The organism is Aeromonas sp. 2MA4 (genome assembly GCF_029237305.1).
Classification (GTDB): Bacteria; Pseudomonadota; Gammaproteobacteria; order Enterobacterales; family Aeromonadaceae; genus Aeromonas; species Aeromonas salmonicida.
In genome coordinates this window covers 1-25,546 of the sequence record NZ_JAACFY010000016.1, presented here as the reverse complement: position 1 = coordinate 25,546, position 25,546 = coordinate 1, and the positions used below count along the sequence as shown (strand labels likewise).

Genomic DNA, 25,546 nt, shown 5'->3' with positions numbered 1-25,546 from the left:
AGCTTTTTGTATTGATTGCTGACTTTGTGCCAGACATTAATTTTTTGTTCACTTGCGCGGGTGTATAACAGGAGCCCCTTCAAGGAGAGAAAGGGAATGGCGACAGGGAGTGTCAGCCGCAACGGGGGCCATCGGGTCCCCCGGGATGGATGCTCACTGACGTTGATGGGAGTCACCAGATGCAGGATATGCTGCTTGCCATATGGCAACAGGACTTTGACCAATTGATCCAGATGCAGGCGGCGGGCCTGCTCGTCACCTGCCTGGTGGTGATCCTCTTTCTCGAGTCGAGTTTCGTGTTTTTACCCCTGCCCGGTGACAGTCTGGTGCTGCTGGCCGGTGGCCTGGTGGGGATGGGAGTGCTCGGCCCCGAAGTGACCCTTGTCTACATGCCGCTCGCCGCCGGGATCGGCAGCTTGGTCGCCTATCTGCAGGGCCATGCGCTGCACGGCACCTCCTTTATGGGCCATGTGGAGCGGATGATCCCGGACGGCAGTCTGCCACGGGCCTCGCGTCTGCTGCACAACTACGGCTTCTGGGCCCTGTTTTCCTCTCGCTTCGTGCCCTTCGTCAGGGTGCTGACGCCCATGCTGATGGGGGTCTCCCGCCTGCATCTGCCCCGGGTGGTGATGGCCAGTTTTGCCAGCGCCTTCCTCTGGGCCCTGTTGCTGAGTCTGGTGGGCAAGTTCGTGATGGCGGCGCCGGCGTTCGTCCAGTATCACGAATTGATGACCAAGTGCCTGCTGGTGACCTCCCTCGGTCTGTTCGTTATCGCCATGGCGGCCATCGCCATCCGGTTGTTCAAGCGCCCGACCAATCGCATTCGCTGAGTGATATCCGGGGGAGCGCAGGCTGGCCCCGGGTTCTCCATTGATTTACCAATGGCATTGGCTAGGCCCAGGCGGGCTGCCAATGCCGCCCATCAACCATCAAGCAGGTACTTTATGCCATGTCGTGACACCCTGAGCCTTCGTCCCCTCGAGCGAGAGGATCTGAAATTCGTACATCAGCTCAACAACAACGCCAGCATAATGCGTTACTGGTTCGAGGAGCCTTACGAGGCTTACATGGAGCTGGCCCAGCTCTATGACAAGCACATCCACGATCAGCAAGAACGCCGTTTCATCCTGGAGGTGGAGGGCACCAATGTTGGCCTGGTGGAGCTGGTGGATATTCGCAGCATCCACCGCCGCGCCGAGTTTCAGATCATCATAGCCCCCGCCTATCAGGGGCTGGGCTATGCCAAGACTGCGACCCTGAAGGCGATGAAGTATGCCTTCAACGTGCTGAATCTGCACAAGTTGTATCTCATCGTCGACAGTGACAATGCCAAGGCGCGACACGTTTATCAGTCGCTGGGGTTCGCGCCGGAGGGGGAGCTGAAAGAGGAGTTCTTCATCGATGGCAAATATCGCACCGCCATTCGCATGTGTCTGTTTCAGCGTGATTTTCAGGCAAATGCTGCCAACAGGGTCTAACGTTTCCTGACATTCTGGTGCCGATGGGGGCAGGGCTGCGCTGGCCGATGCCAGTGATGCGGCTCTCTTTGTCGGCACCTTTCTCGTGACAGGATAAAAACTCAGGCCATTTGAGGCAGAATTTGTGATGCCTATCTGTTACACTTCGCGCCCGCCATTTTCCGGCTCATTTTCTGACTTGATGTCGGACGCAGCCACCGGTGGTATCAACCTCCGCCTCGCCTACGCCGAGCCGCAAGCCAAACACAGTCCAGCTGGAACACAGGAACCCATTATGAGATTTGAATCGTTCGATTTTGCCCCCGAGATTTTGCGTGCTGTCTCAGATTGCGGTTATCAGGAGATGACCCCTGTGCAGCGCCAGGCGATCCCGACTATCCGTCGTGGTCTCGATGTGCTGGCCAGTGCCCAGACAGGTACCGGCAAGACTGCCGCCTTCGCCCTGCCCATACTGCAGCGTCTGGTGGACAAGCCGGCCGAGTTGCAGCCGTCCAATGCCCGCGTGCTGATCCTGACTCCGACTCGCGAGCTGGCGGCCCAGGTGGCGAGCAACATCAATGATTTTGCCAAGTACCTGGATGTCACCGTACTGACGCTCGTTGGCGGCGGCAAGCAGGATGTGCAGGCCAAGAAGCTGAAAGCGGGTGCTCACATCATAGTGGCGACCCCGGGTCGTCTGCTGGAGCACCTGACCGCCTGCAACCTCAGCCTGTCCGGCGTCGAGTGTCTGGTGCTGGACGAAGCGGATCGCATCCTCGACATGGGCTTTAGCGCCGATGTGCAGCAGATCCTGCAAGCGGTCAACAAGGAGCGCCAGAACCTGCTGTTCTCCGCCACTTTCTCCGACGGGGTGAAGAAGCTGGCCAACGTCATGTTGGACAAGCCGCAGATCATCAGCGTCAACAAGCAGAACTCCACCGCCGATACCGTTACTCACACCGTCTATCCGGTGGAGCAGAAGCGCAAGCGCGAGCTGCTCTCCGAGCTCATCGGCAAGCAGAACTGGCCGCAGGTGCTGGTGTTTGCCAGTACCCGCGAAAGCTGTGACGAGCTGGTGGCCGAGCTGAACCTGGATGGCATCAAGTCTGCCGTTGTGCATGGTGACAAGGCCCAGGGCAGCCGTCGCCGCGCCCTGCGTGAATTCACCGAAGGCAAGCTGCGGGTGCTGGTCGCCACCGAAGTGGCCGCCCGTGGTCTGGATATCCCGGATCTGCAGTACGTGGTCAACTACGATCTGCCGTTCCTGGCCGAAGATTACGTGCACCGCATTGGCCGTACCGGCCGCGCCGGCAAGAGTGGCATGGCCATCTCCTTCGTCAGCCGCGAAGAAGAGCGCACCCTGCTCGAGATCGAGGCGCTGATCGGCCAGAAGATCCGCCGTGTCATGGCGAAGGGCTACGAAGTGGGCAACCGTGACGAGCTGATCAAGCAGTTGCAGGAGCGTCGTCGCTTCGGCAAGCGTCCCCAGCGTGAAGACAACGCCGCCGCCCAGGCCATGGCCGAAGCCAAGTTGCAGGGTCAGCGCCTCAAGCGTCTGGCGGCAATGAAGAAGCCGCGCCAGCCGAAATAAGCGCGCCCAACCCCGTCCGGGTCTTCCCCTTGTCAGGGCAGGTCCGGAGGGGCGATTTTGTATATAAAGGCGCCACTGGCGCCTTTATGCTGTTGATGACCCGGCCCCTGGCCTGTGCCCGTCTCTCTGAGGACTCGTGATGACACCTCCCAACTACAATCAGGCCCTGCTCGACATGGCCACCCAGAGCCTTGCCGAGCTGGCGCGCACCGCCAAGCAGAAGGCGGGCAAGCGCACCCCGGCCCAGGAGAGCCATTTTCTCTGCACCTGGATGGCGGACTCCCTCAAGGAGAAGCGTTTCTCCCGTCTGGTGATGGAGGATCTGAAAGGCTGGATCCAGCAGGGCCGCACCCTGGGAGCCGGCGCCGATCTCAAGGGCCTGCTGGAGCGCATCGCCTTCCAGTACGCCCGGGTGCAGGCGGACTCCCAACAGCTCGGCACCAGGCTTGCCGCCCTGCTGGCCGAGCTGGAAGCCGCGGGTTGGTTGGTGTTTACTGACAGCGAGGTGAACGCCAAGCTGCGCTTGCAGGGACAGGGCCAATCCAGTCTGGTGATCTCCAGTTGCGAATATGGCGAGCACATAGTGCAGGGTGAGCTGATCAAACCCTTGACCCTGTACGTGCGTGGTGATGAAGCCAGGCTGGCGCAAGCAGCCTTTCACCATGGTCTGCTGCTGAGCCAGGGCAACAAGAAGGTCACTCTGGTCAAGCATCACAAGGCGTACCGTCTGGTGCCCGCCAACTTGCAGCCCGCGCTGGCGCTGCTGGCCGAGGCGAAAGCCTGACGGCGAGCCTCTTTCCCTGTTGTTCCCAAATGTTGTTCCCAAACCCCGGCCTGGCGCCGGGGTTTTTTATGTGCCAGTGATGGTGCAGGCGGGCTTGGCCGGGTGAGGCGAGAGCAAAAGCGAAATTTTTACAGGAACCTTTTTACAAGCACCTTTTACAGGAACCTTTTACAAGAACCAAAGGGGCCGAGTGATACGGCCAGCGGGTTCCCGTTTTGTCGTTCGAAATGTGTCGCATGGTTGTGCGTCTTCATCTTGCCCCCCTCTGATGGGGGGCGTCCCCCATATGGTGGGATGGTGGTGGAAAATTTCTGCTCTAGGGTGAGTGGGCCCCAAAGAGGGCCTTAAGGAAGCAAACCGCCTGATGGCGACACTCAATGAATGAGGAAACATGATGAAAGTGACTCCAATAGCCTTGCTGCTGGCCGGTGTGCTGGCTTCCCCGCTCTGCGCTGCTGGGCTCGATGCCCAACTCACCCTGGTGGATGGCAGCACAGACGACGTGCGCGTCAACCTGACATTGACCAACACGGGTGACAAGCCCATCCGTCTGCTCAAGTGGCAACTGCCGGGCAGCGACGATGCCCCCCTGTTTTTGGTGGAGCGGGATGGTCAACCGGTCAGCTATGAGGGGGCGCTGATCAAGCGGGCGGCGCCAACCGACAAGGATTTCCAGCTGCTCAAGGCCGGCCAGAGCCTGACGGTGCAGGCGGAAGTGTCGGGTCTCTATGACATGAGCGCTCAGGGCCAGTACAGCATCCGCTATCAGCTGCCGACCCTGCCGGGGACGACGAAAGCGGCCAAGGCCAAACAGGCCCAGGAGAGCGAGTCCAACGCCATCACTCTGTGGGTGGAGGGGGTGAACGATGAGCGGGTTCAGGCCAAGGTGGCCGCCGCCGAGCCCCAGGCTGTTGCCGGTTCTGTCAGTTTCAGCGGACGCTGCACCAACACCCAGAAGAGCGATCTGTTGACGGCGCTGGATGCCGCCAGTGGCATCAGCAACAACGCCAGCAGCTATCTGGCGGTCGACAAGCCCGATGGCCAGCGCTATCGCAGCTGGTTCGGGGCCTATAGCAGTGCCCGTTGGGATCAGGCCGAGACGAACTTCAGCAAGATCAAGGATGCCATCGACAACAAGCCGCTCACCTTTGACTGCAGCTGCAAGCAGAGCTACTTCGCCTATGTCTATCCGGATCAACCCTACAAGGTCTATCTGTGCAAGAGCTTCTGGACGGCGCCCGTCACCGGGACCGATTCCCGTGCCGGCACCATAGTCCATGAGCTGAGTCACTTCAACGTGGTGGCAGGCACCGACGATCTGGGTTACGGTCAGGCCAATGCCCGCAATCTGGCGAAGACGGATCCGGTCAAGGCGCTCAACAACGCCGACAATCATGAATACTTCGCCGAGAATACCCCGAGCGAAAACTGATCCACTGACAGGGGCCGCAAGGCCCCTTTTTGATGCTGAAGGAGGCTCCATGATGACACTCTTGCTCACCACCCTAGCGCTCGCTCCCCTGCAGTGTGAACTGTCGGTCAAGGCACACAGCCGGGTGAACGAGCCCTTACCCCTGGTGATGACCTTGACCAACAAGGGGGAGGGGCCGCTCGAGGTGTTGAGCTGGTTCACCCCGTTCGAAGGCTGGTTCGCCGATGCCATCGATCTCACCCTCGACAATCAGCCGCTGGTTTACAAAGGACCGCTCGCCAAGCGTGGCGAACCCGGTGCCGATGACTTCTTCATTCTGGGGGCGGGCCAGCAGAGCCAGGCGGATGCAGATCTGACCCAGGTCTACGATTTGTCCCGGCCAGGCCTCTATCACCTCAGCTATCGCGCCCAGCCCTTGACCCTGACCCAGGGGGTCGCCCCCAGCTGCCCCGCCATCAGTTTCACCCGGTTGGCGGCACCCTAAGCGGCATCACGCCCGTTTGCTGCGTTCAGCAGCCCCACAGCTCGGGCCGCGACTGCCAGATAGCGGTATGTATCGCCGGGTCTGCTTGCCTGTTCACGCCAGCAGCAGTGCACCAGCTTGATCACATGATCGTCCAGACTGGCGAGCGCTCTTTCCAACACTTGCTGCCAGGATAATCCGTTGCAGGCGGGCCATGTCTGGGGGCGCAGGTGCGGAGCCCCGACCGTGATATAAGCCGCCGCCACCGCCTGCCACATCAAGGTCTGCCACTGCCCTTGCCACTCGCTGGGCAACTGCGTTGCGACAATGGCTGCGGCCCGGCTACCTGTCACCATATGGAGCACGGTAAAATTGCTGGTTTGCCAATAGAGCGGCAGGGCCACCTCGGCCAGTTGTGTCAAAACAGACGATGACTCGGCGAGCGTTTGCGGCAGCGTGCCCGGCCAGCGCGGCGCCTCTGCCACCTGCTGCAATCGACCCGTGATCCACTCGCCCTGCCAGCGCCTCCCTGCCCACTGTGCTGATAGCCCGGCCAGCAGACTGGCGACATCCCGGGCCGGTGCGCTTTCCCCGACAGGCAGTATCAGGGGACTGCACTGCCAGGCGGCCAGTGCCGCAGCCTGCTCTCCCACATGACCATTTTCCAGGGCACAGGCGAAGCGAATAAGAGGATGGAAGGCGCCTCCCGCCGGTGAGAAGCGCCGGGCCAGCAGGGTCTCGAAGAGAGGCAACCAGCCCTCGGCGGCAATCCGGTCTGCCAACTGCTGACGCAGTCGTACGAAACGGATTTCATCCTCGTCCTGACTTGTTTCCCCGCTCGGCAGCGCATGGGTTGCCTGCCAATGATCGAAGAAATGCTGCAATTGGCGGGGGCTTGCACCCATCTCATGCAGGGCGTGCAGCGCCATGGGGCAGTGGTTGGTGGTGCCTTTGCCGTTGAGGGCAAAAGCCCGGTTGGCATCAAGCAAGTGGTGAAGATGGTGCATAATCATTTGACTCCTTTTGCGAGGGGAGACAGGATTGTGCAAGTTAAAGCTAACTTGAGGTCAAGGGTGAAAACGGATCGCAAGTGGTTAGCCATAGGTCAGATAGCGAAGCGCGCCGGGGTCAATGCCAGTGCCTTGCGTTTTTACGAGCAGAAGGGATTGATCAGCAGCGTGCGCAGCGATGGCAGCCAGCGCCTCTATCCGCAGGATGCGCTGCGCCGGATAGCCTTCATCCGGGTGGCGCAGGGGATGGGGTTGAGCCTTGGCGAGATTGCCGATGCCCTCGCCGGCTTGCCAGATGGCCGCACGCCGGATCGCAGCGATTGGGAGCTGATAGCCAGCCAGTGGCAGGGCCTGCTTGATCAGCGCATCGAGGCTTTGGTGCAGCTCAAAGGCAAGCTCACCTCCTGTATTGGTTGTGGTTGCCTGTCTCTTGAGCACTGCGCCCTTTACAACCCGGATGATCAGGCTGCCGGACAGGGCGCCGGCCCCCGTTATCTGTTGGGGGATGTGCCGCCATCCGACCCGGGATCAGAAAAACAATAAACATGAGCGTCGACCCGGCATGCCATGCACTGGGCGACCTGCGTAATGAGCAAGGAGGAGACATGGCATTGCAACAGCTTAAACGGGAGTTGGAACAGTTTGGCGAGCGCAGCGATGATGCGCAGCCGACCCGTGGCAGCAAGATGCTCAATATCACCCGCGATACCGGCGAGTTGTTGGCGGTACTGGTACAGGCGCGGGGGGCTGAGGCCGTACTGGAGATTGGCACCTCCAACGGTTATTCCACTCTCTGGCTGGCCGAAGCGGTGCAAAGGCTCAATGGCCGAGTCACCACCATAGAGCGGGATGAGGGCAAGCGTGAACTGGCTGATATCAACTTTCAGCGTGCCGGCCTGAGCCCCTGGATCACCCAGTTGGCGGGGGAGGCTGAAACCCTGTTGCCCACTTTGCCAGAGGCCGGTTATCAGCTCATCTTCCTGGACTCGGATCGCCAGCGCTATCGTGTCTGGTGGCCACAGGTCCAGCGCCTGCTGGCCCCTCGTGGTCTGCTGGTGGTGGACAATGCCATCTCCCATCGGGATGAGTTGGCAGAGTGGATGGGAGAGGTGCAGCGTGATCCGGCCTTTGCGACTTCGCTGGTGCCTGTTGGCAAGGGGGAGTGGCTGGTGGTGAGTTTGTCGGGAGAGTGAGCATGGAGTTCAGAACCATGGAACCAAAAGCAGTGGTAGAGGCCTATTGGCAGGCCATGCAAAGCAATGATTTTTCGAGGGCGGCCCGCTGGCTCGGCGATGATTTTATCTGCGACTGGCCGCAGTCGGGGGAGCGCATCGAGGGGCGCTGCAACTTTGTCGAGATCAACCGCCGCTATCCGGCGGCAGGCCCCTGGAATTTTGACGTGGTCCGGCTACTGGAGCAGGGCGGTGAAGTCGTGACCGAGGTGTTGATAACCGATGGTGAGGTGCAGGCTCGCGCCATTACCTTTCACACAGTGCGCGGCAATGTCATCTCGCGCCAGACCGAGTTCTGGCCCGATCTCTACGAGGCACCCCGCTGGCGTCGCCCCTGGGTGACCCCCATTCCCCGGGAGCCGCAACCGGCCTGATGCATCCGTCAGCTGGCGCGCGTATGTCACCTAAAAAACAGCCCCGCAGATGCGGGGCTGTTTGTTGGCACAAAGGCGATGACAGACGGCGGATCAGACGGCCAGATAGTCCATAATCCCTTCGGCAGCCTTGCGACCCTCGTAGATGGCAGTCACCACCAGGTCGGAACCGCGCACCGCATCGCCACCGGCGAATACCTTGGGGTTGCTGGTCTGGAAGGGGTAGTCCGCCTGCTCGCTGGCCTGGATGCGATCCCGGTTGTCGAGCGCTATGCCAAACTCCTGCATCCAGGGCTGGGGGTTGGGCTGGAAGCCAAACGCCATCACCACGGCATCGGCAGCCAGCACCTGCTCTGAACCCTCTATCACTACCGCATTGCGACGGCCATTGGCATCGGGCGCACCGAGTTCAGTGCTCACCATCTTGATGCCACAGGTCTGGCCATCAGCATCCAGCTCGACGCCGATGGGCTGCAGGTTGAACATGAATTCGACCCCTTCCTCCCGGGCATTTTTCACTTCCCGCTTGGAGCCCGGCATGTTCTCGGCATCGCGGCGATAGGCGCAAATGACGTTGGCGGCACCTTGACGGATGGCGGTACGCACGCAGTCCATGGCGGTATCGCCACCACCGAGTACCACGACTTGTTTGCCGGCGAAGTCGATGTAATCGGCCTGCGCCTTCTCAAAGCCCAGCAGCCGGTTGGCGTTGGAGATGAGATAGGGCAGGGCATCGTATACACCGGGAGCCGTCTCATTCTCGAAGCCACCCTTTATGTATTTGTAGGTGCCGACCCCGAGGAAGACGGCGTCGAACTCGCCCAGCAGGTCGGCGAAGGTGACATCTTTGCCCACCTCGGTCTCGAGGCGGAACTCTATGCCCATATCCTCGAAGATCTCGCGCCGACGCTGCATCACCTCTTTTTCCAGCTTGAAGGAGGGAATACCGAAGGTGAGCAGGCCGCCAATCTCCGGATACTTGTCAAACACCACTGCGCTGACACCACCCCGTGCCAGCACATCGGCACAGGCGAGCCCGGCCGGTCCTGCACCTATGATGGCGACCCGCTTGTCGGTTTTCACCACGTTGGAGAGATCCGGGCGCCAGCCCATCTCGAATGCCTTGTCGGTGATGTATTTCTCGATATTGCCTATGGTCACGGCGCCGAAGCGATCGTTCAGGGTACAGGCACCCTCACACAGCCTGTCTTGCGGGCAGACACGGCCACATACTTCCGGCAGGCTGTTGGTCTGGTGGGAAAGCTCCACCGCCTCCAGGATGCGCCCCTCATTGGCCAGTTTCAGCCAGTTGGGAATGTAGTTGTGGACCGGGCATTTCCACTCGCAATAGGGGTTGCCGCAGTCGAGGCAGCGATCCGCCTGCATACCGACCTGGGCCTGGTTAAAGGGCTCGTAGATCTCCACAAACTGGATCTTGCGGATCTTGAGCGGCTTCTTGGGCGGGTCGACCCGCTGGACATCGATAAACTGGAATACGTTCTGGCTCATAGGGTTCCCTCCTTATTGCGCCTGGATTCTGAGTTCTGCACTGGAACGGCTGGTGTGGCCAAGCAGGGACTTGACGTCGCTGGACTTGGGTTTGATCAGCCTGAACTTGGGCACATAGGAGTCGAAGTTGGCCAGGATCTCCTCGGCGCGCGAGCTGCCAGTCTCATTAAGGTGCGCCGTTATGATGCCGCGCAGGTGTTCCTGATGGATGGCGAGTGTCGCCACGTCCAGCAGTTCGACCAGCTCGGGGTTGGTGCGTTTGGCAAAGTTGCCGCACTCGTCCAGCACGTAGGCAAAACCACCTGTCATGCCCGCCGCGAAGTTGACGCCGGTGGTGCCGAGGATGGTGACGATACCGCCTGTCATGTATTCACAGCCGTTGTCGCCTATCCCCTCGACCACGGCCAGGGCACCTGAGTTGCGCACCGCGAAGCGCTCGCCCGCCGTACCGGCCGCAAACAGCTTGCCGCCGGTGGCGCCATAGAGGCAGGTGTTGCCAATGATGGCGGCTTCGTGGGACTTGAATGCCACGCCGACGTGGGGTTTGACCACCAGTTTGCCGCCAGTCATGCCCTTGCCCACGTAGTCGTTGGCGTCACCCGTGAGTATCATCTCAAGGCCACCCGCGTTCCAGACGCCGAAGCTCTGGCCTGCTGTGCCGTTGAAGTGAACCTTCACCGGATCGGCCGCCATGCCCTGGTTGCCGTGACGCTTGACGATCTCGCCCGACAGACGGGCCCCCACGGAGCGATCCGTGTTGCGGATGTCGTAACGGAACTCGCCGCCCGACTTGTGCTCCACCGCCTCCAGCAGATCGTCCACCATCCGCAAGTTGAGCGGTCCCTTGTCAAAGGTGGGGTTGTGCTGCTGGCTGAACAGGCTGGAGCCTGCCGGCGCCACCGGACTTGCCAGAATACCGGAGAGATCCAGCTTGGCCTGACGGGCGGTGAGGCCTGGCAGGGCTTCCAGCAAATCGGTACGACCGATGAGATCGGTCAGCTGGGTGACCCCCAGCTGAGCCATGAGTTCGCGAGTCTCTTCTGCGATGAACTTGAAGTAGTTCATCACCATCTCCGGCAGGCCGGTGAAGTGCTCGCGGCGCAGCTTCTCATCCTGGGTGGCGACGCCGGTGGCGCAGTTGTTCAGGTGGCAGATGCGCAGGTATTTGCAGCCGAGCGCCACCATGGGGCCAGTGCCAAAACCGAAGCTCTCGGCACCGAGGATGGCGGCCTTGATGATGTCGAGGCCAGTTTTGAGACCGCCATCCACCTGCAGCCGTACCTTGTGGCGCAGGCCGTTGGCAACCAGCGCTTGCTGGGTCTCGGCCAGGCCCAGCTCCCAGGGGGAACCGGCATACTTGACCGAGGTCAGCGGGCTTGCGCCCGTGCCACCGTCATAGCCGGAGACGGTAATGAAGTCGGCATAGGCCTTGGCCACGCCGCAGGCGATGGTGCCCACACCGGGCTCGGAGACCAGCTTGACCGACACCAGACAGTCCGGGTTGATCTGCTTGATGTCGAAGATGAGCTGGGCCAGGTCCTCGATGGAGTAGATATCGTGGTGCGGCGGCGGCGAGATCAGGGTCACGCCAGGCACGGAATAGCGCAACTTGGCTATCTGGGCGGTGACTTTGTCACCGGGCAGCTGACCGCCTTCACCGGGCTTGGCGCCCTGGGCCACCTTGATCTGCACCACGTCCGCGTTCATCAGGTAGTGGGGGGTGACGCCAAAGCGCCCCGATGCCACCTGCTTGATACGGGAATTTTTCTCGGTCCCAAAACGCTTGGGATCTTCACCGCCTTCGCCGGAGTTGCTCTGACCGCCGAGGCGGTTCATGGCCACTGCCAGCGCTTCGTGCGCCTCAGGGCCCAGGGCGCCGATGGACATTGCAGCGGAGTCGAAGCGGGGGAACAGCTTGGCTGCTGGCTCCACTGCGCTGATGTCTACCGGATTGTCGACCTTCTTCAGAGCAAGCAGATCGCGCAGGGTAGAGACAGGGCGCTCGTTCACGAGCCGAGCATACTCCTTGTAATCGGCATAGTTGCCGGAGCGCACCGCGGTTTGCAGGGTCTGCACCACATCCGGATTGTAAGTGTGATACTCGCCGCCGTGGACAAACTTGAGCAGGCCACCCTGAGTGAGGGCCTTGCGTTGCAACCATGCCAGGCGGGCCAGATTGAACTGATCCTGCTGGATATCGGTAAAATCGGCGCCCTGAATACGGCTGGATACACCACGGAAGCACATGGCGACCACGGCACTGGAGAGGCCCACAGCTTCAAACAGCTGGGAGCAGCGATAGCTGGCGACCGTGCTGATGCCCATTTTGGACATCACCTTGTAGAGGCCCTTGTTGATGCCGTTGCGGTAGTTGAGCATGGCCTGGCGCAGGCTCATCTTGAGTACGCCTTCCTCGACTTGTTTGGCGAGGGTTTCATAAGCCAGATAGGGGTAGATGGCGGTGGCGCCAAAGCCCAGCAGTACCGAGAAGTGGTGCGGGTCGCGGCAGCTGGCGGTCTCCACCAGGATATTGGCGTCGCAGCGCAGATTGTTGTCCACCAGGGTGCGCTGCACCGCGCCTACCGCCATGGCGGCGGGAATGGGCAGTGTGTCGGCACTGACGTCCCGATCCGACAGGATCAGCAGCACAGTACCGTTGCGGGCGGCAGTCTGGGCCTCTTCGCAGATGCGCACCAAGGCTGCTTCCAGTCCCTCTTCGGGCCGGAAGTTGAGGCTGATCACCTGATGGCGATAGTGTTCCCCTTCCAGCGCAAGCAACTGGTGGAAGTCGGAGTAGAGCAGGATCGGCGACTGGAACAGTACCCGGTGGGCGTGGCCGAAGGTCTCGTTGAAGACGTTCTGCTCGCGACCGATACAGGTAGCCAGTGACATGACGTGGTTTTCCCGCAGGGGATCGATCGGCGGGTTGGTCACCTGGGCGAACATCTGGCGGAAGTAGTCATACAGGGTGCGCTGGCTGGAGGAGAGCACCGCCATCGGGGTGTCATCCCCCATGGAGCCCACCGCTTCCTGACCGTTCTCGCCGAGCACGCGAATGATCTGATCCAGCTCTTCGTAGGAGTAGCCGAACAGTTTCTGATAGGTCTTGAGCTGATCGTCCGAGAACTCGCGGGCTCCCGTGCTGGCGTCATCCATCTGCTCGAACGGCACCAGGCGTTTGCAATGGGAGTCCATCCACTGTTTGTAGGTGTGACGGCTCTTGAGATCGTCGTCGATCTCGAAGCTGGTCCACACCTTGCCGTTGCTGGTATCCACCACGAACAGCTCGCCCGGGCCGACACGGCCCTTCTCCAGTACTTCATCCGGGGTGTAGTCCCAGGTGCCGACCTCAGACGCGAGCGTGATGAACTTGTCCTTGGTGATGACATAGCGGGCCGGACGCAGGCCGTTACGGTCCAGTGCGCAGGTGGCATAGCGGCCATCGGTCATGACGATGCCGGCCGGACCATCCCAGGGCTCCATGTGCATGGAGTTGAAGTCATAGAAGGCGCGCAGGTCGTCATCCATGTTCGGGTGTTTTTGCCATGCAGGCGGGATCAGCAGGCGCATGGCACGGAACAAGTCCATGCCACCGGCCAGGAAGAGATCCAGCATGTTGTCGAGGCTGGAGGAATCCGACCCTGTGGTGTTGACGAAGGGCGCCGCCTCTTGCAGATCCGGAATGAGCGGGGTCGCGAACTTGTAGCTGCGGGCTTTGGCCCACTGGCGGTTGCCAGCAATGGTGTTGATCTCGCCATTGTGGGCGAGATAACGAAACGGCTGCGCGAGCGGCCAGCGCGGGCTGGTGTTGGTGGAGAAACGCTGGTGGAACACGCAGATGGCCGATTGCAGGCGAATGTCGGCAAGATCCAGATAGAAGTGGGGCAAATCCACCGGCATGCACAGTCCTTTATAGACGGTGACCAGGTTGGAGAGGCTGACCACGTAGAAGTAGTCGTCGCTGATGCGCTTTTCGATACGGCGACGCACTATATAGAGGCGGCGCTCAAGATCCTTGTCGACCCAGCCTGGCGGCGCATTGACAAAGACCTGTTCAATACTGGGCAGGGAGGCTTTGGCGATGGGACCGAGCACATTGGTATCGATGGGCACCTTGCGCCAACCGACCAGACTCAAGGTCTCTCTTTCCAGCTCCTCGTCGATGATGTCGCGAGTCTGCTGGGCCAATACGGGGTCCGGGTTGAGAAACAGCATGCCGACCGCGTATTTGCGGCCCAGATGCCATCCTTTCTCTTCGGCGACGGCTCTAAAGAAGCTATCCGGTTTTTGCAGCAACAGACCGCAACCATCGCCGGTCTTGCCATCGGCGGAGATACCGCCGCGGTGCTGCATGCGAGCCAATGCTGACATCGCGAGACGGACAAGCTTGTGGCTGGCTTCACCTTCCATGTGGGCCAACAGGCCGAAGCCACAGTTATCCCTCTCCAGCTTTGGATCATATAGTGACATTGCATTTCTCCCTTGCTCGGCCTTGCATCGCAAACTGCATAAATTGCGATTGGCTCTTGTGGTTCCGTCCGCCTGACGTGGCGAATCTCCAAACTAATGGGATTTTTCGGCAAGGTCAATTGAACATCCCGGCTGTTTTCATTATTACAATGTCATAACAAAATGTTGGAGTGCGGGTATATATGGGGCTTTAATTGGTGATTGCTCTGGAAGTTTTTATTTTTACAGCATTTAATGTTGATATGTGGGCTTTTGTTGGTTGACTCAGTGGGGGAGGGGATTTGTAGTAATTTTACCAATTCATCAGGCAAGTGGCGGGGAGAGATCACAATTACGGACCACGAGTCTTGCTTTTGTCGTCAGTGAGTCTATGCGTGAATTTTCATTGCCTAACAGGTGGTTAGCTAACTGTTATTTATCAGGATTGCGCATGCAGTGTTTGGTGTAAGGGTTTCGAAAGCATCAACAACGACCCGCTTGCTGATATTTATCCAGATATTGGTGAATATTTATATGTTTTCTGACCTTCCCCTCCCTTGATCCAGCTCAGCGCCCTGTTTTTACAAGCTCGTACAATGACGCTCCTTTAGCGGAGGTGTCATGCAGTTACACGAACTAGTCAATACATTCGGTCAGGATCTCAAGCAACGCCACGGCCAGAAGATCCATAAGCTCTCTATTCACGGCGCTTTCACCTGCCCCAACCGGGACGGCACCCTGGGCCGTGGTGGCTGCACTTTTTGCAATGTCTCCTCTTTTGCCGACGAGTCGGCCCAGCAGCTTTCCGTGGTGCAGCAACTGTTGGCGCGCCGGGATGAAGTGACCCGTGCCAAACGTTATCTCGCCTACTTTCAGGCCTATACCAGCACCTATGCCGAGGTCGAGTACCTGCAACGCATGTATGAAGAGGCGTTGTCGGTGAGTGACATGGTGGGTTTGTGTGTCGGTACCCGACCCGATTGCGTGCCGGATGCGGTGCTGGACCTGTTGGCGGCGTATCAGGCCCGTGGCTATGAGGTGTGGCTGGAGCTGGGGCTGCAAAGTGCCAATGACAAGACCTTGCAGCGCATCAATCGCGGTCATGGTTACGCCGCCTATGCCGATGCGGTTGCGCGGGCCCATCAGCGCGGCATCAAGGTCTGTGCCCATCTGATCGTCGGCCTGCCTGGGGAGGTGCCGATGGATAGCCTCGATACCTTGCATCGCATCGTGGCGACCGGGGTCGAGGGGATAAAGCTGCATCCGCTCCATGTGGTGGAGGGGAGCACCCTCGGCAAGGCGTGGCAGGCGGGGCGGCTGGAGGTGTTGTCGCTGGATCAATATGTTGAAGCTGCAGTGGCCATGATCCAGCACACCCCTCCCGAGGTGGTCTATCATCGCATCTCTGCCTCTGCCCGCCGACCGACCCTGTTGGCACCGGTCTGGTGCGAAAATCGCTGGACAGCCATGGCAGGGATTGCTAGTGAACTGGCCCACTCCGGTGCTCAGGGACACAGTCTGGGACGGCCCTTCTCCCTTTCTGACCATATAGAGTAAGCAATCAAATTTCGTCAAAAAAACAGAGGGTTATTAGATGAAATTCAGTCTTTGCGGTATAGTTTCGGTAAAATTGTCTTGATATAGTATTCCGCTTGGAAAAGATATCATTATCAATAAGCGTGTATTGTTTCCAATTTTGGCGGGATATATCAGACATGGCGCCATCTTGTGTCGCTATCAAGCACTTTCATGCCGTACCGTCTTTGGGCGTAATGCCTCTCAGGTCTGATGATGATATCCAGTGTCATTTACCTGTGCTTAACGTTTATCAGGCTGTTGATCTCTATGCTGTGGGATCCTGATGTGTATTCCACGAGCGTGCGTTCGTCATGCAACCATGTGTGACCACAGATGCGTGATGATGACGGCCGACCTATTCAAGCAGTGACAGGATGCTATGCAAGCAGAAACGAACCGTATTGATGAGCTGTTGGAATGTCTGGTTTTTTTGACCCGCTTTTATGGCGTGCCCAACAGCAAGGATGCCCTGACGACGGGACTGCCGCTGGTCTCCGGCTTGCTGACTCCGAACCTGTTCAGCCGCGCAGCAGAGCGGGGGGGGCTTTCCGCACGGGAAGTGATCCAACCCCTTGCCGACATCTCATCCTTGTTGCTGCCTTGCGTATTGCAGATGCGAAACGGTGGTGCTTGCATACTGCTGGAGTGGAACGAAGACAGAACCCAGGGCAAGGTGATTTTTCCTCAGGCGGGTGATGCCGCCCAGTGGCTCGGCGTTGCCCAGCTGGGTGACGAATATCTGGGCAGGCTCTTCTTTGTCAAAAAGCAGTTCAAGTTTGATGATCGCTCTCCCAAGGTACTGGAGACCCGTGATGGTCACTGGTTCTGGAGCACACTGTTTGAATCCCGCGGCATCTATCGGGATGTGCTGATTGCCTCCATTTTGATCAACCTGTTTGCGGTGGCCAGTCCGCTGTTCACCATGAACGTCTATGACAAAATCGTGCCCAACCTGGCGTTCGAGTCACTCTGGGTGCTGGCGGTAGGCGCCATGGTGGTGTTTACCTTTGATTTTGTGATGCGCCAGATGCGCAGCTATTTCATTGATATTGCGGGAAAAAAATCCGATGTATTGCTGTCGGCCAAGATCTTCGCCAAGGTGATGGGCATGCGGATGGAGTCGAGACCGGCTTCCACCGGCGCTTTTGCCAAACACCTGCAAGAGTTCGAGTCCGTACGGGAGTTTTTCACCTCAGCCACTGTCTCGACTCTCATCGATCTGCCGTTTGCGGTCTTCTTCCTCTTCATTATCTGGTTGTTTGCCGGCGTCATGGTGGTAGTGCCCATCGTCGCCATGCTGATCCTGATTATTTACAGCTTCTATATTCAGGCGCCGCTCAAGCAATCCATCGAAGAGGGTTCTCGCCTCGCCTCCCAGAAGAATGCCAACCTGATCGAGAGTATTTCCGGACTGGAGACCGTCAAGATCTTCGGTGCAGAGAGCATGTTCCAGCATCGCTGGGAACAGGCTGTATCCCACATCTCTACCTGGGGCGTGCAGACTCGCCGCATCACCAACTCCATGTCCTCCCTGGCCAGCTATATCCAGCAGGTGGTAACCGTGGGTCTGGTGATCGTCGGTGTCTACCAGATATCGGAAGGGCTGGTCACCATGGGGGGCATGATTGCCGCCGTCATGCTTTCCAGCCGCGCCATCGCCCCCATGGTGCAACTCTCCGTGCTCTCCACTCGTTACAATCAGGCCAAGTCCGCGCTGGAGATCCTGGAGAAAATAATGATGACGCCGGGTGAGCAGGAGGAAGGGAAGCAGTACATTCACCACCCCATCATCTCCGGGCGCATTGAATTTGATAATGTGTCGTTCAAGTATCCGGGGATGGAGACGAGCACGCTGCACAATATCAATCTGCGTATTGAGCCGGGTGAGAAGGTGGCCATCATAGGTCGGATCGGGGCAGGCAAGACCACTCTCGAAAAGATTCTGATGGGGTTGTATCGACCCACCGATGGTTCGGTCCGTCTCGACGGGTTCGAACTGGATCAGCTGCCCGCATCTGTGATCCGGCGAAACATAGGTTGTGTCCCTCAGGATGTGACCCTGTTTTTCGGCTCTGTGCGTGACAACATCATGCTGGGCAATCCGCTGGTGGACGATGCGCGTGTGCTGCGTGCGGCCAAACGGGCCGGTGTCACCAACTTTACCAACCGTGACCCGAACGGTCTGGACAGACAAATAGGGGAAGGGGGACGTCAGCTCTCCGGCGGTCAGCGTCAGGCGATCCTGCTGGCACGTGCTTTGCTCAACGATCCCCCCATTCTGGTGATGGACGAACCCACCTCCAACATGGATAACCAGTCAGAGATGCAGGTCAAGCATGAGCTGGCACGACTGGGACCGGAAACCACCCTGATCCTCATTACTCACAAGACCTCCATGCTTGATGTCGCATCGCGGGTCATCGTCGTGGAGCAGGGGCAGATAGTGGCAGATGGACCCAAAGATGTAGTGTTGCAACAGTTGAAGGAAGGCAAGGTGCGAGTGCAGGAGGCGTCCAATGGCTAAATTTGGCCTGTTCAAGAAGTCGCCGTCCGATACAGTGCTGCCCGCACCCGAACATCTGGAGTTTGTCGATGATGGCGCTGCTGCCGTCCTGCTGAGTACTCCGACCCGGGCCAGAGTATTGTTGTGGGCCTGTTTTCTGTTCTTCATGAGCGCCATCGTCTGGGCTGCCTGGGCCGAGCTGGATGAAGTGACGGTCGGGCAGGGCAAAGTCATCCCGTCCCGTCAGTTGCAGGTGATCCAGAACTTGGAAGGGGGGATCGTCAAGGAGATCTTCGTCAGGGAGGGGGACATAGTCGAAGAGGGGCAGCCGCTGCTGCGTATCGATGACACCCGTTTTCGCTCTGATTTCCGTGAGCGTGAACAAGAGCTGGTGACCCTCAAGGGTGGTATCGCCCGGCTAAGGGCCGAGATTAAGAGCGTGGTGGTCAAGACAGGGCCGAACCTGAGCTGGCGTGAGCAGGTGCTCATCGACAAACAGCCCATCGACTTTCCCGAGGGCTTTGAAAATGTCTTTGCCGAATATGCTGCCCGTGAAAAGTCGGTTCAGGATGAACGACTTAATAGCCTGAATAACCAGCTCTATATACTTGGCCAGCAGATCGAGCAGAAAGAGCAGGAGCTGATCGAGCTCAATGCCAAGATAAGAACCGTCGGGCGCAGTGTTGATCTGGCCCGGCAGGAATTGAACATCAGTCGTCCACTGGCCAAAGAAGGGATAGTCCCCCAGGTAGAGCTCATCAAGCTGGAACGCCAGGTCAACGAGATGCAGGGAGAGCTGGAGAGCAACCGGCTTATTATTCCCAAACTCAACTCTGTGCTGAGAGAAAGCATTTCCAAGCGCAACGACATTGCATTGAAGTTCCGTGCTGACTCACAGACTGAGCTCAACGAACTTCAGGGTAAATTGAGACAGTTGTCGGAAGGGCAGGTCGGGCTGCGAGACAGGGTCGACAGGACCAGCGTCATTGCGCCCCTCAAAGGCACCATCAAGAAACTCAAGATCAATACGCTGGGGGGGGTGGTGCAACCGGGTATGGATTTGATGGAAATCGTGCCGTTGGAAGACACCTTGTTGGTAGAGGCCAAGGTTTCCCCGAAAGACATCGCATTCTTGCGGCCAGGGCTTGATGCCGTGGTCAAGATCACTGCTTATGACTTCACCGTTTATGGAGGACTACATGGAAAGGTCGAACAGATAAGTGCTGACTCGATCCAGGATGAGGAGGGGAACTCCTTTTATCTGGTTCGTGTCCGCACCGAGAAGAGTTACTTGGGCGATGAGCTTAACGCACTTCCCATCATCCCCGGTATGTTAGCCAGTGCAGATATTATTACTGGTAAAAAAAGTGTCCTAGACTATTTGCTTAAGCCGATATTACGGGCGAAACAGTCGGCACTGAGAGAACGATAAGCCAACAATCTAAAAACAACATGACTGGAGATACCATGAAGAAGACGATTGTTGCCATGTTAGCAAGTGGCGCCGTGCTGTTCCCGGGCCTTACCCAGGCTCAAACGCTGGAACAGTCAGTGGCACAGTCACTGGCTACCCATCCGAAAATCAAGGAAGCTTTTGATCTCTATCAGGCACGACTGTATCAGCATGATGGAGCCAAAGGTGGTTACTACCCCACTATCGATCTGCGCGGTGGTGTCGGTTATGAAAAGACCGATAGCCCCTCCACCCGTGCCGCGGGTGCCAATAGCAATATTGACGACTCCATGACCCGTAAAGAGGCCGGGCTCAGTCTGCGCCAGATGCTGTTCGACGGTTTCAATGTCAGCAGCAACGTGGCCCGGACCGATGCCGAAGCCAGCGCCCAGCGTCTGGCCATGATCTCCGAGGCAGAGAACACGGCGCTGCGCGTGGCTGAGGTATACCTCAACATGTTGCGTCAGCAGGAGATTCTGGAGCTGTCCAAGCAGAACCTGGAAACCCATGAGCAGATCCGCAGCGACATCAGCAAGCGGACCGACTCTGGCCTGGGCTCGACTGCGGACCAGACCCAGATCGATGGTCGGGTTGCCAGAGCCTATGCCAACCAGGCTGCTGCCGAGAACAACTATCGCGATGCCGAGAGCGAATTCATTCGCGTCGTCAACGAGATGCCCAAGGATCTGGTACAACCGGTTCCCGATGGACAGTTCATTCCAGCCAGTCTGGATGCCGCGCTGAAAACGGCCACCGAAGTACATCCGACCCTGCTCTCTTCCCTGCAGGATATCGAAGCGGCCAAGTATCAGCATGAAGGCTCCAAATCCGGCTTCTATCCGAACGTCACGTTCGAAGTGGATCAGAACTGGAATGAGGATATCGATGCGGTCAAGGGACGCAACGATGATCTGACTGCCATGGTTCGGATGCGTTACAACCTGTTCCGCGGTGGTTCTGATCTGGCAGAGAGCAAGGCTGCTTCATCCCTGTACTCCCAGGCGAAAGACATTCACCTGAATGCCTTCCGTCAGGTTGAAGAGGGAACGCGTTTGGCCTGGAACGCCAAAGAGTCTTTGACCAAGCAGAAGACCTTCCTCAAAGAGCACGTTGACGCCAGCTATGACACTGTACAGGCGTACAAGAAGCAGTTTGGTCTGGGTCAGCGTACCTTGCTGGACGTGTTGAACACCGAAAACGAACTGTTCGAGGCGCGCCGCAGTTACATCACGGCCGAGTATGACGCCCTGCTGGCGGATTACCGCATCCTCAACGCGACAGGCAGTTTGCTCAACGCGTTTAACGTGCAGCAGCCGGCCGAATGGCAAGCTAAACGGTAATGGAGAACGCATCAGGTTTGATGCGAGTGAAAGGGATGGTCGCAGCTGTGCTGCCACCATCCCTTGTCTCTAACGGTCTGATGCTTGGCCGGTGCAGTGACAGTCATTGGATGCCCATGGGATGAGTGTGACGGTGTGGTGGAAGGCAAGCGGTTGCAGCAGGGCGTCAGCCTCGGGGTTGGGTCTGCTTTTGCGCGCTCGCTGGCTGCGTTACTCACTGTGGTTGTTGCTGGTTTCGCTTCCGCTCCTCCTCTCCGCCAGTCAACCTTTGACACCCGAAGACCTCAAGCTGGTCCAGCGCGCCGAGGAAACCTATGGGGCCAGGGCAGGCAAGCGCGTGACAAGCTGGCGTACGCTGGTCATGCAGAATCGTGCAGCCGGGCTGAATGAACGCCAGAAACTGGAGAAGGTAAACCAGTTTTTTAATCGAATGCGCTTCATTGATGACATCAAGTTGTGGCGCAAGAAAGATTACTGGGCCACCCCGTTGGAATTTCTGGGGGCGGCCGGCGGTGATTGCGAAGACTTCAGCATTTCAAAATATTTTACCCTGCTGGAGCTTGGCATTCCCGATGAGAAAATGCGGATGGTATATGTCAAGGCGTTGGATTATAACCAGTTTCATATGGTTGTTGCCTACTATGACACTCCGTCCTCCGAACCTGTGATTTTGGATAATTTGATCGGCTCGATCCGTCCTGCCAGCCAGCGCAGGGATCTGGTGCCGATATACAGCTTTAACGGTAGTCACTTGTGGTTGATGAAGGCGCGTGGTCAAGGGGAACTGGCCGGGCAGTCGTCACGCTTGGGATTATGGACTGATTTACGCAATCGCATGACTTCCGGGCGATTGGCTCGGCCTGTGGTGAATTTGGATGATTAACCTATGACGCTCTACAGACAATTATTGGCAACCATGTTGATCCTGTTCGGCTTGTTGTTTGCAGCCACCTATTGGGTGCAGTTCAATTCGACCCGAACCTATCTGGCCCAGCAGCAGGAAACCACCGTCATCAATACCGCCACCTCGCTCGGGTTGGCGCTGACCCCGTATTTGGAAAACGGTGACAAGGTGGGAGCTGAGTCTGTCATCCAGGCCATATTCGATGGCGGCTATTATCAGTTGATCCGACTGGATCTGCTGGCGTCCAAAGATGTCATCGAGCAAGAGAACACCAGCAACATTCAGGGCGTGCCGCAATGGTTTATCGGCTTGGGGTTGTTTCCCGAAGTATCCAACGAGTCAATTCTGACATCCGGCTGGCTGCAACTGGGCAAACTGAAAGTGGTGGGCCACCCTGGACAAGCCTATTACGAGCTGTGGCGGGGGATGAGCGAACTGGCAAGCTGGTTCCTGATCGGTTTTTTAATCACCACCATTTTGCTGATGAGGGCACTGAATTATCTGCTCAAGCCACTCAAGCAGATTTGCGAGCAGGCGGTGGAGATTGAACTTCACCATTTCGGTCACGCCATTCCAGAGCCCAAGACCCACGAATTGAAGCAGGTGGTGCAGGCCATCAATACCCTCTCCAGCAAGTTGGCACTGCAGTTTAAAGAGCAAGCCGATGAAGCTGAAAAGCTGCGGGAGCGGGTCTATGTGGATGCGGTTTCCGGGCTGGGCAACAGGGCCTATTTTGTCGGTCAGGTCAACGCCTGGATTGCCGAGGCAGGACAAGGCGGTGTCATGCTGGTGGCGGTCGACATGCTCGATGATTTGTACCGCGAAGAGGGATTTGCCGCACGGGACAACATGGTCAAGTCCATCGCCCAGACCTTGAAGGATCAGCTGAAGGGGTGGGATGGTGCGGCTCTGGCGCGGATCTCTGCGACTGAATATGCACTGCTCTGTCCAACCGATGATCTGACCCAGTTGAAAGACTTGGCGGAGGTTATCAACAGCCGGATTGCCGACCTGGTCGTTAATCCTATGGGTGAAGGAGATGCCCTCTCCGTCATCGGTATTGCGGGCCGTGATGGCAATGACGATCTCTCCGCCTTGCTGACCAAAGCCGATAACGCCCTTGGCAAGGCCCGCAACGAACGCCGTGGCGCCGTGGTCATGGAAGGGGGCACAGATCAGGGAATGATGGGGCGCCTGGCTTGGCGCGATCTGGTGCAAGATGCCATTTCACGGCACTTGTGGCGCTTCAAGGCTCAACCGGCCTGCCGATTCGACAATGGGGTGCGGTTGCATGCCGAGTTGTTTGCCTCTATTTCGCGGGATGGAACCGACTACTTTGCGGGCCAGTTCTTGCCAGCCATCGAACAATTCAAGTTGGGGAGTGAATTTGATCAGGCGGTATTGGATGCCTGCGTTCCTTTGCTTAAACAGCAATCAGACTTGGTGCTGGCCATCAATATCACGGTAGGTTCCCTCTGCTCTGACGAGTTTCTGACCTGGCTGACGGAGTACCTGACAGCCCATGCAGAGTTGAAGGATCGTTTGCTGTTTGAAATACCGGAAGCCGCCATCATGAAGCACAAGGAACATGTGACCGCGCTGGTGAATACTTTGCAGGAGCATGGATTCCAGTGGGGGGTTGACCATTATGGCCGTCACTTCCAGTCTCTGGGTTATCTGGAAGAGCTGGCTCCGGCGTATGTCAAGGTCGACCATGGTTATACCAGTCAGGTCATGGAGCCGGGGGCCGACACCTCTTTCCTGGCCGCGGTTTGTCGCGCCGCCCACAATGCAGGTGTGACTACCATCGCAACCCGTGTTGAGGATCAGCATCAGGTCGAGCTGCTTTCCAAGCTGCATATCGACGGTTATCAGGGCTTCGTACACCCTGCATTTCCCTTGCCCTGAGCAATCGGTATTCACAGTGAGGCCCCATAGGGGCCTTTTTTTATGCGAAATATAAATAATCTTGGAGTTTTTTAATGGCAAATCTGCTAAGGCTTTACTCGAATCCCAATTAAGTGATTGATTCAATAATATAAAAAAGACCCTTCGATTTAATGGGCGGCATTGCTCTTGGTTTGAACCAACCTTATACATTTTTGCAACGGAAGCCAGGGGGACGGGTATCTATGGTGTAGACATCAAGATCTGTCATGTTGGAGCAATGGATATGCGTACTCAAGTGATCGACAAAACCGTGGTGGTGTCTTCTATTGAAGGCAATGTTCAAATTTTGCTGGCTGATGGTAGCAGCCGCCCGCTGCAGAAAGGTGAAATTCTGCAGCCTGGTGCCAGGCTCAACATCGCAGATGACGCCAAGCTGTTATTGGCTCCCTATGACGATTCTCCTACGGCCACCACGCCAGACTCCTCCGCCCCGGATGTGCCTGTACCGGGATTGCAACAAGTGCCAGATGATGGTACAGCTACCTCCCCCGAAATCGCGGCATTGCAACAGTCGATCTTGCAAGGTATCGACCCGACACAAAACTTTGAGGCTTCTGCTGCCGGTGGGGCACCCGCTGCTGGTGGGGGCGGTGGCATTGGTGGAGTCGCCGGTGCCAGTGGTAATGGCGGTTTTGTCACCATTGATAGAACGGGTGATGCAACCATTGCCGCAGCCGGATTTGACACCACTTATCAGACCGAGCCTGTGGTGGATACAGAGCAACTCGCAGAGCCACTGCTGACCAATGAATTGAGTGATGAGGGAGAGCAGCTGACAGTTTCTGAGGGTGGGGTGCTCAATGGCAATGTGCTCACCAACACCGTCAATACGGATGGCCCTGAAGCTGCATCGGTGCCGATCTTCAGTTGGGGGGACAATATCAATGTGACTGCCGGTACGAGCGTCACGATTGATGGTATCGGCAGCCTCATCGTCAACTCCGATGGCAGTTTCACCTTCACGCCTGCACCCAACTATGATGGTGCGGTTCCGCCTGTTACCTATGTGGTAACCGACGGAGTAGATACCGTGACCTCTACGTTGACCTTGACCATAGACCCGATAAATGACCTGAGTGATGGTGATGAGGCGTTCTCCATCGCAGAAGACACATCTGTCTTGGGTAACGTATTGAGTAACACAGTAAATCCCGATGGGCCGCAGGGGGCCAGCGTAGTGAGTTATAGCTGGGGGGATGTGCTTGGTATTGCGGCAGGAACCACCACGACTCAAGAAGGGATTGGTACGCTGATTATTAACAGCGATGGCAGTTTCTCGTTTACTCCATCTCCTGATTTTTCCGGCGCTGTTCCACCGGTTAGCTATCTGGTAACCGATGGAGAAGACACAGTTACCTCAGTGCTGACCATCAATGTTACCCCTTTGGGAGACATCGACTTCAATGCGCAGGCACTGAACGTGGTGAGTACCGAGACTGATGCCGGGCTGCAGGTGGCGTTGACCAACACAGTGACCCTCAGTGACAGCGATGGCTCCGAGAGCTGGACCAGTCTGG

The 25,546-nt window shown here is 57.8% G+C and carries 19 protein-coding genes; 16 read left to right on the top strand and 3 right to left on the bottom strand.

All coding sequences use genetic code 11. The annotated features are described in order from the left end of the window. Positions 1–179 precede the first annotated feature (179 nt). The 6 genes from GWQ31_RS15755 (at position 180) to GWQ31_RS15730 (ending at position 5,748) form a co-directional block, all read left to right on the top strand. The gene (locus GWQ31_RS15755; RefSeq protein WP_005314658.1) at positions 180–830 is read left to right on the top strand and encodes a DedA family protein; all 651 of its coding nucleotides are present in this window, start codon (positions 180–182) and stop codon (positions 828–830) included. 114 nt (positions 831–944) lie between these two features. Then, a complete protein-coding gene (speG, locus tag GWQ31_RS15750) occupies positions 945–1,478 on the top strand; it encodes a spermidine N1-acetyltransferase (protein ID WP_017413054.1) in 534 nt (177 codons plus the stop codon). A 274-nt stretch (positions 1,479–1,752) separates the two neighbouring features. Beyond that, the gene (locus GWQ31_RS15745; RefSeq protein WP_005314664.1) at positions 1,753–3,048 is read left to right on the top strand and encodes a DEAD/DEAH box helicase; all 1,296 of its coding nucleotides are present in this window, start codon (positions 1,753–1,755) and stop codon (positions 3,046–3,048) included. A gap of 139 nt (positions 3,049–3,187) precedes the next feature. Continuing rightward, on the top strand, positions 3,188–3,832 hold the full coding sequence (locus GWQ31_RS15740) for a DUF2913 family protein (RefSeq protein ID WP_275909745.1): 645 nt from the start codon (positions 3,188–3,190) through the stop codon (positions 3,830–3,832). Positions 3,833–4,223: 391 nt separating this feature from the next. Next, positions 4,224–5,264 (top strand): M35 family metallo-endopeptidase, encoded by a 1,041-nt coding sequence (locus tag GWQ31_RS15735; protein WP_275909744.1) that lies wholly within the window; start codon positions 4,224–4,226, stop codon positions 5,262–5,264. 49 nt (positions 5,265–5,313) lie between these two features. Beyond that, positions 5,314–5,748, top strand: a complete 435-nt coding sequence (locus tag GWQ31_RS15730; RefSeq protein ID WP_034282895.1) for a hypothetical protein — start codon at positions 5,314–5,316, stop codon at positions 5,746–5,748. Here GWQ31_RS15730 and GWQ31_RS15725 read toward each other — a convergent pair. Beyond that, the gene (locus tag GWQ31_RS15725; RefSeq protein WP_275909743.1) at positions 5,745–6,740 is read right to left on the bottom strand and encodes a questin oxidase family protein; all 996 of its coding nucleotides are present in this window, start codon (positions 6,738–6,740) and stop codon (positions 5,745–5,747) included. The two genes, GWQ31_RS15730 and GWQ31_RS15725, sit on opposite strands and share 4 nt — an antisense overlap. 60 nt (positions 6,741–6,800) lie before the next feature. Between GWQ31_RS15725 and soxR the strand changes: the two genes are divergently transcribed. The 3 genes from soxR (at position 6,801) to GWQ31_RS15710 (ending at position 8,343) form a co-directional block, all read left to right on the top strand. Then, positions 6,801–7,280 carry a redox-sensitive transcriptional activator SoxR gene (soxR, locus tag GWQ31_RS15720; protein ID WP_275909742.1) on the top strand — a complete coding sequence of 160 codons (480 nt, stop codon included), beginning with the start codon at positions 6,801–6,803 and terminating at the stop codon, positions 7,278–7,280. Between the two features lie 62 nt (positions 7,281–7,342). Further along, positions 7,343–7,930: a class I SAM-dependent methyltransferase gene (locus GWQ31_RS15715; protein WP_275909741.1), complete on the top strand. Its 588-nt coding sequence runs from the start codon at positions 7,343–7,345 to the stop codon at positions 7,928–7,930. A 2-nt stretch (positions 7,931–7,932) separates the two neighbouring features. Continuing rightward, complete coding sequence (locus GWQ31_RS15710; RefSeq protein ID WP_034524486.1) at positions 7,933–8,343, top strand: nuclear transport factor 2 family protein; 411 nt, start codon at positions 7,933–7,935, stop codon at positions 8,341–8,343. A 93-nt stretch (positions 8,344–8,436) separates the two neighbouring features. Here GWQ31_RS15710 and GWQ31_RS15705 read toward each other — a convergent pair whose 3' ends face one another. Next, positions 8,437–9,852, bottom strand: coding sequence for an FAD-dependent oxidoreductase (locus GWQ31_RS15705; RefSeq protein WP_275909740.1), 1,416 nt, complete (start codon positions 9,850–9,852; stop codon positions 8,437–8,439). A gap of 12 nt (positions 9,853–9,864) precedes the next feature. Continuing rightward, entirely contained in the window at positions 9,865–14,322 is a 4,458-nt protein-coding gene (gltB, locus tag GWQ31_RS15700) for a glutamate synthase large subunit (RefSeq protein ID WP_096118283.1), read from the bottom strand. 600 nt (positions 14,323–14,922) lie between these two features. Between gltB and GWQ31_RS15695 the strand changes: the two genes are divergently transcribed. The 7 genes from GWQ31_RS15695 to GWQ31_RS15665 all read left to right on the top strand — a co-directional run. Further along, on the top strand, positions 14,923–15,858 hold the full coding sequence (locus GWQ31_RS15695; RefSeq protein ID WP_265433889.1) for a TIGR01212 family radical SAM protein: 936 nt from the start codon (positions 14,923–14,925) through the stop codon (positions 15,856–15,858). 400 nt (positions 15,859–16,258) lie between these two features. Next, complete coding sequence (locus tag GWQ31_RS15690; RefSeq protein ID WP_265422571.1) at positions 16,259–18,403, top strand: type I secretion system permease/ATPase; 2,145 nt, start codon at positions 16,259–16,261, stop codon at positions 18,401–18,403. Next, positions 18,396–19,814, top strand: a complete 1,419-nt coding sequence (locus tag GWQ31_RS15685; protein ID WP_059113185.1) for an HlyD family type I secretion periplasmic adaptor subunit — start codon at positions 18,396–18,398, stop codon at positions 19,812–19,814. Before GWQ31_RS15690 ends, GWQ31_RS15685 begins: the two co-directional genes overlap by 8 nt. Positions 19,815–19,849: 35 nt before the next feature. Next, a complete protein-coding gene (locus tag GWQ31_RS15680; protein ID WP_265462228.1) occupies positions 19,850–21,175 on the top strand; it encodes a TolC family outer membrane protein in 1,326 nt (441 codons plus the stop codon). Between the two features lie 121 nt (positions 21,176–21,296). Next, positions 21,297–22,058, top strand: coding sequence for a transglutaminase-like cysteine peptidase (locus tag GWQ31_RS15675; RefSeq protein WP_212540232.1), 762 nt, complete (start codon positions 21,297–21,299; stop codon positions 22,056–22,058). Positions 22,059–22,061: 3 nt separating this feature from the next. Next, complete coding sequence (locus GWQ31_RS15670) at positions 22,062–23,987, top strand: EAL domain-containing protein (RefSeq protein ID WP_111587660.1); 1,926 nt, start codon at positions 22,062–22,064, stop codon at positions 23,985–23,987. 265 nt (positions 23,988–24,252) lie between these two features. Next, positions 24,253–25,546: retention module-containing protein (locus GWQ31_RS15665; RefSeq protein ID WP_275909739.1), on the top strand; the 1,294-nt coding region annotated here is incomplete at its 3' end.